Origin of the sequence: Scandinavium sp. NPDC088450 (genome assembly GCF_044900545.1) — a bacterium.
Classification (GTDB): domain Bacteria; phylum Pseudomonadota; class Gammaproteobacteria; order Enterobacterales; family Enterobacteriaceae; genus Scandinavium.
This window is the reverse complement of the sequence record NZ_JBJDNI010000015.1, coordinates 57,039-70,199: the sequence shown is the minus strand read 5'-3', so window position 1 is coordinate 70,199 and position 13,161 is coordinate 57,039. Positions and strand designations below refer to the sequence as shown.

Here is a 13,161-nt window from a genome sequence, read left to right as displayed (position 1 = left end):
TAATTTAGGCCATGTCACACTTTTCGCTTCTCTGTTATGCTAGGCTTATTCCATACCATAGGCTTAACGGAGCGAATTATGAGAGTACTGGTTACAGGTGGTAGCGGTTACATAGGCAGCCATACCTGCGTGCAGTTGCTGAAACAAGGGCACGACGTCATCATTCTCGATAACCTGTGCAACAGCAAACGCAGCGTGTTACCGGTGATTGAACGTTTAGGCGGCAAGCAGCCGGTGTTTGTGGAGGGTGATATCCGCAACGAAGCGTTGATGACAGAAATTCTGCACGATCACGCTATCGATACCGTTATTCACTTTGCCGGCCTGAAAGCAGTGGGCGAATCGGTCGCTAAGCCGCTCGAGTACTACGACAACAACGTCAACGGTACCTTGCGTCTGATTGCCGCGATGCGCGCCGCCAACGTCAAAAACTTCATTTTCAGCTCCTCCGCCACCGTCTACGGCGACCAGCCAAAAATCCCTTATGTTGAAAGCTTCCCGACCGGCACGCCGCAAAGCCCTTACGGCAAAAGCAAGCTGATGGTTGAGCAAATTCTGGCTGACCTGCAAAAAGCACAGCCTGAATGGAGCATCGCCCTGCTGCGTTATTTCAACCCGGTTGGCGCACATCCATCAGGTGACATGGGTGAAGATCCGCAAGGCATTCCAAATAACCTGATGCCGTACATCGCGCAGGTCGCTGTTGGCCGCCGCGAGTCACTCGCTATTTTCGGCAATGACTACCCAACGCAAGACGGCACCGGCGTGCGCGATTACATCCACGTGATGGACCTGGCCGACGGGCACGTGGCAGCAATGGAAAAACTCGCCGACAAACCTGGTGTACATGTTTACAACCTGGGTGCAGGCGTAGGCAGCAGCGTACTGGATGTGGTGAACGCCTTCAGCAAAGCCTGCGGCAAACCGATTAACTATCACTTCGCGCCACGTCGCGATGGCGACCTTCCGGCCTACTGGGCGGATGCGAACAAAGCCGATCGCGATCTGAACTGGCGAGTGACCCGTAATCTTGACGAAATGGCACAGGACACCTGGCACTGGCAGTCCCGCCATCCGCAGGGTTACCCTGATTAAGGACTTGTCATGACGCAATTCAACCCTGTCGATCATCCGCACCGCCGCTATAACCCGTTAACCGGGCAGTGGATTTTGGTGTCACCGCATCGCGCCAAGCGCCCCTGGCAGGGGGCGCAAGAAACGCCAGCCAAACAAACGTTGCCCGCCCACGATCCCGATTGTTTCCTTTGCCCGGGCAACACCCGCGTCACGGGCGATACCAACCCGCAGTACACCGGCACCTATGTCTTTACCAATGACTTTGCTGCGCTGATGACCGACACGCCAGACGCGCCACAAAGCGCAGATCCACTGATGCGTTGTGAAAGCGCACGTGGCACCAGCCGGGTGATTTGTTTCTCCCCCGATCACAGCAAAACCTTGCCTGAGCTGAGCGTGTCTGCGTTAGAAGAAGTGGTGAAAACCTGGCAGGAGCAGACGGCAGATTTAGGCCAGCGTTACCCCTGGGTTCAGGTGTTTGAGAACAAAGGCGCGGCGATGGGTTGCTCTAACCCACACCCACACGGCCAGGTCTGGGCGAACAGTTTTTTACCGAATGAAGCGGAACGTGAAGACCGCCTGCAAAAAGACTATTTTGCCGAGCAAGGTTCGCCCATGCTGGTGGATTACACCCAGCGCGAATTGGCCGACGGCAGCCGTACCGTGGTGGAAACTGAACACTGGCTGGCGGTTGTGCCTTACTGGGCGGCGTGGCCGTTCGAAACGCTGCTGCTGCCAAAAACGCATGTCCTGCGCATCACCGATTTAACGGAAGCTCAACGCAGCGATCTTGCGCTAGCGCTGAAAAAACTCACCAGCCGTTACGACAACCTGTTCCAGTGCTCCTTCCCCTACTCAATGGGCTGGCACGGCGCGCCGTTCAATGGCGAAGACAATGCTCACTGGCAACTTCACGCTCACTTCTATCCCCCCCTGCTGCGCTCGGCTACCGTCCGCAAGTTTATGGTTGGTTATGAAATGCTGGCAGAAACACAGCGCGATCTCACGGCTGAACAAGCCGCGGAGCGTCTGCGTGCCGTCAGTGATGTTCACTATCGCGAATCAGGAGTCTAAAAATAATGAGTCTGAAAGAGAAAACCCTGTCCCTGTTTGCTGAAAAATTTGGCTACCCTGCCAACCACGTTATCCAGGCACCAGGCCGCGTGAACCTGATTGGCGAACACACCGATTACAACGATGGTTTCGTGTTGCCGTGCGCCATTGATTATCAAACAGTAATCAGCTGCGCGCCGCGCCAGGACAGAACGGTACGCGTGATTGCGGCCGACTACGAAAACCAGACAGATGAGTTCTCACTGGATGCGCCCATTGTCAGCCACGATACCCAGCAGTGGTCTAACTACGTGCGCGGCGTGGTGAAGCATCTGCAAAAACGTAACCGCAATTTCGGTGGCGTGGATATGGTTATCAGCGGCGATGTGCCGCAGGGCGCGGGTTTGAGCTCTTCTGCATCGTTGGAAGTTGCTGTGGGCACGGTTTTCCAGCAGCTTTATCATCTGCCGCTGGATGGGGCGCAAATCGCCCTCAACGGTCAGGAAGCGGAGAACCAGTTTGTTGGCTGTAACTGCGGCATTATGGATCAGCTGATTTCTGCCCTCGGCAAGAAAGATCATGCGCTGCTGATTGACTGCCGTTCGCTTGGCACCAAAGCGGTTTCCATGCCGAAAGGTGCGGCGGTGATCATCATCAACAGTAACTTTAAACGCACGCTGGTCGGCAGCGAGTACAACACCCGTCGCGAACAGTGTGAGACAGGCGCGCGCTTCTTCCAGCAGCCTGCTCTGCGCGATGTTTCGCTGGAAAAATTCAACGCCGTCGCCCATGAACTTGACCCGATTGTGGCCAAACGCGTTCGCCACGTGCTGACGGAAAACGCCCGTACCGTTGAAGCGGCTTCTGCTCTGGCAAAAGGTGACCTGAAACGTATGGGTGAGCTGATGGCGGAATCTCATGCTTCCATGCGTGATGACTTCGAAATCACCGTGCCGCAGATTGATACCCTGGTCGAGATTGTGAAAGCCACCATTGGCGACAAAGGCGGCGTACGCATGACCGGCGGCGGTTTCGGTGGCTGCATTGTGGCGCTGGTGCCTGAAGAACTGGTGCCTGCGGTGAAAGACGCGGTTGCTGCGCAATATCACGCTAAAACCGGTATCAAAGAGACTTTCTATGTCTGTAAAGCATCACAAGGAGCGGGCCAGTGCTGATTGGAACTCCTGCGTTAGCACCGGACGGCCTGCCGTTCCGTTTGCTGACTCTGCGTAACAACGCAGGCATGGTTGTCACTTTGATGGACTGGGGCGCGACGTTGCTTTCTGCGCGCATTCCGCTGAACGATGGCTCGGTACGCGAAGCGCTTCTCGGCTGCGCAAGCCCGGAACACTACACCAGTCAGGCTGCTTTTCTGGGTGCCTCTGTCGGCCGCTATGCAAATCGCATCGCCGACAGCCGTTTTACGCTTGCCGGGGAAACCTGGCAGCTTGCGCCGAGCCAGGGCCCAAACCAGCTGCACGGCGGCCCGGAAGGGTTCGACAAACGCCGCTGGCAGGTAGTGAATCAGAATGACACGTCAGTGCTGTTTGCCCTTGAATCAGCCGATGGCGACCAGGGCTTCCCTGGAAATCTGCGTGCTACCGCGCACTATCAGCTGACAGAAGATAATCGCATCGCTATCGAATACCGGGCGACGGTTGATAAAGCCTGTCCGGTTAACCTGACTAACCATGTCTATTTCAATCTCGATGGCGGTCAGAGCGATGTGCGCAACCATACGCTGAGTATCGCGGCCGATCAGTATCTGCCGGTCGATGAAATGGGCATTCCTCGCGCAGGCCTGAAAGACGTTGCCGGCACCAGCTTTGATTTCCGTAAACCTAAGCAGATTGCCAGCGAGTTCCTGTCTGACGACGATCAGCGCAAGGTCAATGGCTACGATCACGCGTTCCTGCTCAATGCCAAAGGCGAGCTTTCTCAGCCCGTGGCAACGGTGTGGTCTGCGGATAACAAGCTGGAGCTGAAGGTGTTTACCACCGCGCCTGCGCTGCAGTTTTATTCCGGCAACTTCCTTGACGGTACGCCATCACGCGAACCGCAGCCTTACGCCACCTGGCAAGGGCTGGCGCTGGAAAGCGAATTCCTGCCAGACAGCCCTAATCACCCGGAATGGCCGCAGCCCGACTGCACGCTGCTGCCGGGTGAAGAGTATGTCAGCGTGACCGAATATCAATTTACCTCGTTGTGATCCCCTGCCCTCTTTCAAAGAGGGCTTTTTTAGTAAAATGCCGAAAATTACCGCACTTACCATTAAATACTAACGACCTCGTCACAAGCTGCTTACACTACGCCGCTATTTTCGCTATGGTTATCAATAAGCGTTGCCGCTGCTGGCGCAACGGCAATATAATGAGAATTGTTATCATTCAATCTAGTTCAGGAGTCACAGTATGGCTGTAACTAAGCTTGTGCTTGTTCGTCACGGCGAAAGCCAGTGGAACAATGAAAACCGCTTCACCGGTTGGTATGATGTTGATCTGTCTGAGAAAGGTGTGGGCGAAGCCAAAGCAGCAGGCAAACTGCTGAAAGAAGAAGGCTTCAGCTTTGATTTTGCTTATACCTCTGTGCTGAAACGTGCCATCCACACCCTGTGGAACGTGCTGGATGAGCTGGATCAAGCGTGGCTGCCGGTTGAGAAATCCTGGAAACTGAACGAACGTCACTACGGTGCGCTGCAGGGTCTGAACAAAGCGGAAACCGCTGAAAAATACGGTGACGAGCAGGTTAAACAGTGGCGTCGTGGCTTTGCCATCACCCCACCAGAACTGACCAAAGATGACGAGCGCTATCCGGGCCATGACCCACGCTACGCGAAACTGACCGATAAAGAGCTGCCAGTGACTGAAAGCCTGGCGCTGACCATCGATCGCGTGGTGCCTTACTGGAACGAAACCATTCTGCCACGCCTGAAAAGCGGCGAGCGCGTGATCATCGCGGCTCACGGCAACTCCCTGCGTGCACTGGTGAAATACCTGGACAACATGGGCGAAGACGAAATTCTCGAACTGAACATCCCAACTGGCGTGCCGCTGGTGTATGAGTTCGATGAAAACTTCAAGCCGGTGAAACACTACTATCTGGGCAATGCCGACGAAATCGCTGCCAAAGCGGCTGCCGTCGCCAACCAGGGTAAAGCGAAGTAAGTTTTCACCTGAGACAAAAAAGCGTGGTTTTTGCCACGCTTTTTTTTGTTTCATTGCCCGGCGGCGCTGCGCTTGCCAGGCCTACCGGTCCGATGCAAATCGTTGCGCCACCCGGCATCACAGTCCAATGCAGATCGTAGGCCGGTGCAAGCGAAGCGCCGCCCGGCATCACAGTCCAATGCAGATCGTAGGCCGGAGCAAGCAAAGCGCCGCCCGGCATATCAACCGGTTATACCCTGCGCAGAGACTGACGAAGGTCGTCTGAAACCGTAGCCAGATACAGCGCGGGCTGACCTTCGCCATCCGAGGTGAACAGAACCTGCCGTTCATCCGGCGAAAAGGAAGGATGCGGATGCGTCACCTGCCTGTCCCCGTTGAGTACCCGCCACGAGCTGTTGTGTGCCGCAAGCGCAATATGGCGGCGGCTTTGGGTATCGAACAGATAGAGAAACGGATCGTTTTCAATGCGATGGCTGGCCGAATCTTCCACGTCCACCGGCGTGCCGGAACCATCCCCCACCAGCAGCGTGCCGTCGTTATTGCTCATTAAATGCGAACAGGCTGGCATGGTCATCAGCATGATGTCCTGCTGGGTCTCGGGATCGTAGCGGCGAATATGGCGCTCGGCCTGACCTTTCAGATAAGACACATACAGCAGCGCAGAGCCATCCGGCGTCCAGAATTCATGGGTACAGCTCTCGCCTGGCGCATGGGTCTTCACCTTGCGCAGCTCGCTGCCGTCTTCCTTCACCAGCCACATTCTCGCATCCACCAGGTCATGCGGACCTTCGTGACAAAAGGCCACCGTTGTATCATCGAACGGGCGATAAATGGGATGCCCGAGCCACTGATTATCCTCGAGGATGACCGCCGTTTCTCCGCTGGCTAAATCGACGCGAAGCAGCCGGCAGCGCGGGCCTTTATGGTAGAAGTCGTGGAAAATTTTCCAGTCGTTGAGCGGCACCCAGTCCTCTCTGGCAATCTCAATACCCACCAGTTTGCTACAGCGGCTGTTCGCCACCCACGTGCCGTAACCCATCTTGTCTTCCGGCACCTGATAGACCGTTGTTTCAGCTAGCGTGTCCAGCGAGACCCGCTGCAGGGTGCGATCGTTTTTGACATAAAACAGAGCACGGTCATCCGGTGACAGAAATCCGCCAAAGGTGTTGTCCCCTGCCCCTTCCGTCAGTTGCACGGCTTTTTGCGTGGCTAAATCCAGCAGGTAATAGTTACGATGGCCGTCGAACTCACCGGCAAAAAGTAATTGACGGCCATCCTGAGTGAAACATTTTTGGTAGAAATAATTCCGGTGACAAAGTACATCGGGTGGCGTCAGGCGCGTCACTCTTGCCCCGGTGTGTGGATCAGTCACAGTCTGGAAATGTAATTGAACTTCTGAACCTTTAGCCATTTTTTTTCCCGCCGTACGTTGTGCTTTCCGAACCTCGAATATCAGGATTTCTGCTCACGAACAACATTATGTGAGTTCATCCACACTGCCGAAAAATATTCTTGTGAATAAGGGTTTCTGTGAATGAGATCAATTTTCCCTGCGCCAGTAACAAGCATAAAACACAAGACCTATAAAATTAAAACACCATTTCACAACAATGCAGGGATAGTATGCAATGCGCAATGAAAAAACAATCTCTCTCAGACATCAGCTTGCTTATGGCGGTGGGAATCTGCTCGGTAGCGGGGCGTTGGCCATCAGTGGCGCATGGCTGCTTTATTTCTACACCACCTTCTGCGGGCTGACGCTGATTGAGGCCTCTTTTATCTTCTCCGTCGCCAGTATCATTGATGCGATCAGCAATCCGTTGATGGGATATATCACCGATAATTTCAATAAAACACGGCTGGGAAGACGCTTTGGCCGCCGCCGCTTTTTCCTGCTGTTGGGCATCCCACTGATGCTGTTCTATCCGCTGCTGTGGGTTGATGGGCTTGGCTTTGCTTATTACCTGTGCACCTACGTGATGTTCGAAATTATCTATACCTCGGTGATGGTTTCTTACGAGACACTGGCGACCGAGATGACGGACGATTTTTCCCAGCGTTCAAAATTGACCGGATACAAAGCCATTTTTGGCAAGCTGGCGAATTTTCTCGCCGCGTTTATTCCCGGGCAATTCATTTTGCTGTACGGCAAAGAGTCTGCGACGCCCTTTTTCCTGACAGGATTAACCTATGGCGCGATTCTGGTTATCGCCATTGCCTGCCTCTGGCATTTCAGTTGGGAGCGCCCTGCTGAGCCTTCAACTGAAGAGGAAAATACAGCTTCAACTAAAACGGGGCTGTTACCCGCGATGCTGGCTTTACTCAGTGATATGCGTTCCACGTTTTATTTACGGGTATTTCGCAAACATCTGGGTATGTATTTGTGCGGCTTTGGGGCCGAATGGCTTTTCGCCTCAATATTTACCTATTTTGTTATCTTCGTTTTACAGCACGACCCGGCGATGGTCGCCGGATTAAATAGCCTGAATTCGATCTTGCAGCTATTTTCTACCGCCCTGTTCATCGGTATCTGTGTCAAAAAAGGCTTCAGTAAACCGTATATTGTCGCCCTGGCGGTGGTGATCGTGGCCACGCTGATGTACACCGGGCTGTGGTTTTTCCATCTGCCTGCCCATATCGCCACTATCATGATGTTCGGCATTACTGTGGTATTCGGTATCGGTACTGGTGGCGTGTATTACATTCCGTGGACGGTTTATACCTTCCTGGCAGATATTGACGAGGTTTATACCGGACGGCGACGCGAAGGGGTCTATGCCGGAGCAATGACCTTTGCCGGGAAATTGCTGCGCTCAACTATCGTGTTTGCGATGGGAGCGATCCTCAGCTTTTATGGCTTTCAGTCCAAAGCGCTTGTACAGCCCGCCAGTGCCGTCAACGCCATTGCCTGCGTCTTCTGTCTCGGGGTTGTCCTGCTTGCCATTGCCGCCATGGTCTTCAGCAGCCAAATGAAGCTGAACAGGAAAAACCACCTGATTGTGCTCGGTGAGGTTGCCAGAATCAAAGCGGGTGGTAGGAAAGAGGATATTCCTGCAGAAGTACGACGGGTGATTGAAGAGTTGGTGGGGCACCCCTATGAAGAGTGCTGGGGATGTCATCACGGTCAGCGCGAACTGGCTATCGCCCGCTGAAGTCGAGAAGAAAGTCTGGCCCGTGCGGGCCAGACTGCGGCGATTAACCGCGGCGAGCTTTCACCGCGTTCGCCAGCTGGCGCAGCACCGCATCGGTGTCGTCCCAGCCAATGCAGGCGTCGGTAATGCTCTTACCGTAAGTCAGCGGTTCACTGCTTTCGAGATTCTGATTGCCTTCCACCAGATGGCTTTCAATCATCACCCCGATGATGGCTTTTTCGCCACCCGCGATTTGCCCTGCTACGTCAGTCGCCACGTCCATCTGCTTTTTAAACTGCTTGCTGGAGTTGGCGTGGCTGAAGTCGATCATCACCTGCGACGGCAGGCCCGCTTTGTGCAGCCCTTCTTTGACCATCGCCACATGATGCGCGCTGTAGTTTGGCTCTTTACCGCCGCGCAGAATGATATGGCAGTCGCCGTTGCCGCTGGTGTTCACAATGGCAGAGTGGCCCCATTTGGTCACAGACAGGAAGCAATGCGGCGCGCCAGCAGCATTAATGGCATCGATAGCCACTTTGATGGTGCCGTCTGTGCCGTTTTTGAAACCTACCGGGCAAGACAGGCCAGAAGCCAGTTCACGGTGAACCTGAGATTCGGTGGTACGCGCACCAATTGCGCCCCAGCTCATCAGGTCTGCCATGTACTGCGGGGTGATCATGTCGAGGAATTCCCCCGCCGCAGGCAGGCCGCTGTCGTTAATTTCGAGCAGCAGCTTACGGGCAATGCGCAGACCGTCGTTAATCTGGAAGCTGTTATCCATGTGCGGATCGTTAATCAGCCCTTTCCAGCCCACGGTAGTACGTGGTTTTTCAAAATAGACGCGCATGACGATTTCCAGCTCGCCTTTGAGCTCTTCACGCAATGCCAGCAAGCGGTTGGCGTATTCCTTCGCCGCAACAGGATCATGAATAGAGCACGGGCCAATCACCACCAGCAGGCGATCGTCGCTGCCTTTAAGGATCTTGTGGATCGCTTTGCGGGCATGCGACACCGTATTGGCGGCGTTTTCAGTGGCGGGGAATTTTTCAAGGAGCGCTACAGGAGGTAATAACTCGTTGATCTCTTTAATACGTAAATCGTCGTTCTGATAATTCATGATCTTTCCAGCGTTGCCATACTTAGTCGATTGAGTGCAATCCCTTCAATCTATCTCGCCAGGTCAGAAGTGTAAACCGGGTTTTACACTTGAGCCGGATAATTCCTGGAAATCACCTTAAAAACGCCAGAAAGTAGCGATAACTGAGATCGCCGCTACACTTTTTAAAGGTAAATGCTGACTTTTAAATGTTTAGCGAGATTACGCGCTGACTTAAATCATTGCGGTGGAGTTTTTATCCACCCATCAGCGAAATGCACTGTTGGAAGACGTTATCCGACTTAACAACCATAACAGGAGCATCCCCATGAAAAACAACACACTGGCAACACTGATCCTGACTGCGACCCTCTCGATGATGAGTGGTGCTGCCTTCGCGGCAGACACTGCCTCAGACAATAATGGCCAGGCAAATTCCGCTGCCGATGCGGGCCAGCACGCCCCTGATGCCCATCAAAATGTTGCTCCAAACGGTGTCGATAACAGCAATGTGAACAGCTCGTCCAACGGCACAATGCTGCATCCAAACGGCACCACCAGCGACACTCAGCACATGAGTAAGGACGAAATCCATAAGAACACCATGTGCAAAGACGGCAAATGCCCGGACATCAACAAAAAAGTTGAAACCGGCGACGGGATGAATAATGACGTCAATACCAAAACGGACGGTACGACGCAGTAATCCGTCCCTGATGTCATCACCTAGGAGAGCCTCGCTCTCCTTTTTTTATGCGCAATAGCCAAAGATCTGCAATCATGTCATGCACTAATTAAAAAAAGCAGGTCCTGCATATGGCGCATTCGCATTCTCACTCCTCGCCCCAGCAACCCGATGACGGCAACGCACGCCGCCTGCTGCTGGCATTTATCATTACTGCCGGGTTTATGCTGCTGGAGGTTGTTGGTGGCCTGATATCCGGCTCTCTGGCGCTGTTAGCCGATGCCGGGCATATGCTCACCGATGCCGCAGCGTTGTTGTTTGCACTGATGGCGGTGCATTTTGCTAAACGCCCGCCCAATGCCCGCCACACTTTTGGCTGGCTTCGTCTGACGACGCTTGCCGCTTTCGTCAATGCCATCGCGCTGGTGTTGATTACTATCCTGATTGTCTGGGAAGCCGTGCAACGCTTCCGTGACCCGCAGCCGATTGCCGGCGCTACCATGATGGTGATTGCTGTCGCAGGTTTGCTGGCGAATATTCTCTCATTCTGGATTTTGCATCGCGGCAGTGAAGAGAAAAACCTGAACGTTCGCGCCGCCGCGCTGCACGTGCTGGGGGATTTACTGGGTTCCGTAGGGGCAATTGTCGCGGCCATTGTGATTCTGACCACCGGCTGGACGCCGATTGACCCGATTCTTTCGGTGCTGGTTTCCTGCCTGGTGCTTAAGAGTGCGTGGCAATTGCTGAAGGAGAGCGTGAATGAGTTGCTGGAAGGGGCGCCCCGTTCACTGGATATTTCAGCCCTTAAACGCGGGCTGCGTCGTGAAATCCCCGAGGTGCGGGATGTTCACCACGTTCACGTCTGGCAGGTGGGCGAGAAACCCATCATGACGCTGCATGTGCACGTGATTCCGCCTCACGACCACGATGCTTTGCTGGAAAAAATTCAGCACTATCTGGAGCATCACTACCAGATAGCGCACGCCACGATTCAGATGGAATATCAACCGTGCAGCGGCCCGGAATGCCATCTTAACGAAGTGCAATCCGGGCACAGCCACCATCATCACCACTAGCTGGAAAGCGCGCGCGAGCCTCGTTCACGCGCGCTGTTTATCCACATCCGGCTGCCGTTCAGCGCGATAAAGGTCAGCAGCAGGTACTCCAGCGACATCGCATACACGCCCTGCAGCGCAAAAATCACCACGCTTATCACATTGATAACCACCCACAGCAGCCAGTTTTCAACGTATTTACGGGTCATCAGGATCATCGCCACAATCGACAGCACCATCATGCAGGAATCCCAGAACGGGAAAGCGTCTGGCTGCAATTCCGGCATCGACACCTTCAGGCCAAGGCCCTGCATTATCGTGACCGCCACACGGGTGAGGAAGCCAAACACAGGATTGATAAACACGGTCATCAGGCCAATCGCCACCACGCACACAGCAAGCCAGGTGAGCGCTTTGGGCAACGGTAGCCAGCGAATTTGCAGTTCTGCTTCGTTCTGGCTGGTTTGTCGCGACCAGGCATACCAGCCGTAGATATTTGCGGCAAAGAAGAAGAGTTGCAGCAGCAGGCTGGCATACAGTTGGATCTGGAAAAAGATTATCGCGAACAGCGTGACGTTGATCAGACCGAAGGCGTAGTTGCTGATTTTTTCGAGGCTCGCGAGCCAGATACACAACAGGCCGGCGATCGTGCCTACGGCTTCAATCCATGAGAGATCGTATCCCCCTGCGCCAAGGGGAATATGAACCAAAATGTTTTGCGTGCTAAAGAAATCCATTTTATCTCCGCAGACGTGACGTCATAAAGTTAACAACGGGTTAGGGCCGTGGTTATGATCCGATAGTTATGAGCGTAGTGTAGCCGCAAAATCCAGCATGCGGTTCAAAGGCAACAATGCGCCCTCTCGCAGCGCCGCATCAACATGGATCTCATGTTCTGCCCCGCCGTGATCCAGTCCATCCGCAATCGCCTTCAGCCCGTTCATCGCCATCCACGGACAGTGCGCGCAGCTGCGACAAGTGGCGCCTTCGCCTGCGGTCGGCGCTTCCAGTAGCTCTTTTTCCGGCACGGCCTGCTGCATTTTGTAGAAAATACCGCGATCGGTCGCCACGATAAGCTGCTGGTTGGGTAATGTTTTCGCTGCCGCAATCAGCTGGCTGGTTGAGCCCACCGCATCCGCCATCTCCACTATTGACTGCGGCGATTCCGGATGCACCAGAATGGCCGCTTGCGGATAAAGCGCTTTCATCCGAGCCAGTGCCTGCGTTTTGAATTCATCGTGCACGATACACGCGCCCTGCCAGCACAGCACATCTGCGCCCGTCTGCTTTTGCACATAGCGACCTAAGTGACGATCCGGCGCCCAGATGATCTTTTCACCCAAGCTGTCGAGATGCTCGATAAGCTCAACGGCAATACTTGAGGTCACCACCCAGTCAGCACGTGCTTTTACCGCAGCCGAAGTGTTGGCATACACCACGACCGTGCGATCCGGGTGCGCATCACAAAACTTGTTAAATTCGTCGATGGGACAGCCGAGATCCAGTGAACACTCGGCGTTGAGCGTAGGCATCAGGATGGTTTTTTCCGGGCTGAGGATCTTCGCGGTTTCGCCCATAAAACGCACGCCAGCCACCAGCAGCGTCGTCGCTTCATGGCGGGCACCGAAGCGCGCCATCTCCAGAGAATCTGAGATACAGCCGCCGGTTTCTTCCGCCAGTTGCTGGATTTCCGGGTCGGTGTAGTAATGGGCAACCATCACCGCATTACGCTCTTTCAGCAATCGCTTAATTTTCTCGCGATAGAACTGTTTTTCTTCGGCGCTCAACGGCGCTGGCTTAGGCGGAAAAGGATAAATTGCGGTTTCAGGATCAAACATTACGCTCATCATGGCTTCTCGTTTTACTGGCTTAACAAAACTGTCGATTTAATGGCCTGAAT

12 protein-coding genes are annotated in these 13,161 nt (G+C 54.1%); 8 read left to right on the top strand and 4 right to left on the bottom strand.

What is annotated here, in order from left to right:
- Positions 1-78: 78 nt before the first annotated feature.
- The 5 genes from galE (at position 79) to gpmA (ending at position 5,294) form a co-directional block, all read left to right on the top strand.
- Complete coding sequence (galE, locus tag ACI2I2_RS14545; protein WP_404658535.1) at positions 79-1,095, top strand: UDP-glucose 4-epimerase GalE; 1,017 nt, start codon at positions 79-81, stop codon at positions 1,093-1,095.
- 9 nt (positions 1,096-1,104) lie between these two features.
- Positions 1,105-2,151 carry a galactose-1-phosphate uridylyltransferase gene (gene galT / locus ACI2I2_RS14540; protein ID WP_404658534.1) on the top strand — a complete coding sequence of 349 codons (1,047 nt, stop codon included), beginning with the start codon at positions 1,105-1,107 and terminating at the stop codon, positions 2,149-2,151.
- A 5-nt stretch (positions 2,152-2,156) separates the two neighbouring features.
- Positions 2,157-3,305 (top strand): galactokinase, encoded by a 1,149-nt coding sequence (gene galK / locus ACI2I2_RS14535; protein WP_404658533.1) that lies wholly within the window; start codon positions 2,157-2,159, stop codon positions 3,303-3,305.
- A complete protein-coding gene (gene galM, locus ACI2I2_RS14530) occupies positions 3,299-4,339 on the top strand; it encodes a galactose-1-epimerase (RefSeq protein ID WP_404658532.1) in 1,041 nt (346 codons plus the stop codon). Before galK ends, galM begins: the two co-directional genes overlap by 7 nt.
- Before the next feature lie 202 nt (positions 4,340-4,541).
- Positions 4,542-5,294, top strand: a complete 753-nt coding sequence (gene gpmA, locus ACI2I2_RS14525; protein WP_330985765.1) for a 2,3-diphosphoglycerate-dependent phosphoglycerate mutase — start codon at positions 4,542-4,544, stop codon at positions 5,292-5,294.
- A 229-nt stretch (positions 5,295-5,523) separates the two neighbouring features.
- Here gpmA and ACI2I2_RS14520 read toward each other — a convergent pair whose 3' ends face one another.
- Entirely contained in the window at positions 5,524-6,705 is a 1,182-nt protein-coding gene (locus ACI2I2_RS14520; protein ID WP_404658531.1) for an oligogalacturonate lyase family protein, read from the bottom strand.
- Between the two features lie 217 nt (positions 6,706-6,922).
- On the opposite strand from ACI2I2_RS14520, the gene ACI2I2_RS14515 reads away from it, so the two are divergent.
- Positions 6,923-8,446 (top strand): MFS transporter, encoded by a 1,524-nt coding sequence (locus ACI2I2_RS14515; protein ID WP_404658530.1) that lies wholly within the window; start codon positions 6,923-6,925, stop codon positions 8,444-8,446.
- Positions 8,447-8,489: 43 nt separating this feature from the next.
- Here the strand turns inward: ACI2I2_RS14515 and aroG are convergent, their stop codons facing one another.
- A complete protein-coding gene (gene aroG / locus ACI2I2_RS14510; protein ID WP_404658529.1) occupies positions 8,490-9,542 on the bottom strand; it encodes a 3-deoxy-7-phosphoheptulonate synthase AroG in 1,053 nt (350 codons plus the stop codon).
- Positions 9,543-9,849: 307 nt separating this feature from the next.
- On the opposite strand from aroG, the gene ACI2I2_RS14505 reads away from it, so the two are divergent.
- On the top strand, positions 9,850-10,227 hold the full coding sequence (locus tag ACI2I2_RS14505; protein WP_330985760.1) for a YbgS-like family protein: 378 nt from the start codon (positions 9,850-9,852) through the stop codon (positions 10,225-10,227).
- Between the two features lie 110 nt (positions 10,228-10,337).
- Entirely contained in the window at positions 10,338-11,282 is a 945-nt protein-coding gene (gene zitB / locus ACI2I2_RS14500) for a CDF family zinc transporter ZitB (RefSeq protein ID WP_404658528.1), read from the top strand.
- Here zitB and pnuC read toward each other — a convergent pair.
- Together pnuC and nadA are read right to left on the bottom strand one after the other, a co-directional pair.
- Positions 11,279-11,998, bottom strand: a complete 720-nt coding sequence (pnuC, locus tag ACI2I2_RS14495; RefSeq protein ID WP_404658527.1) for a nicotinamide riboside transporter PnuC — start codon at positions 11,996-11,998, stop codon at positions 11,279-11,281. The genes zitB and pnuC overlap by 4 nt on opposite strands.
- Before the next feature lie 66 nt (positions 11,999-12,064).
- On the bottom strand, positions 12,065-13,108 hold the full coding sequence (gene nadA / locus ACI2I2_RS14490) for a quinolinate synthase NadA (RefSeq protein ID WP_404658577.1): 1,044 nt from the start codon (positions 13,106-13,108) through the stop codon (positions 12,065-12,067).
- Positions 13,109-13,161 lie beyond the last annotated feature (53 nt).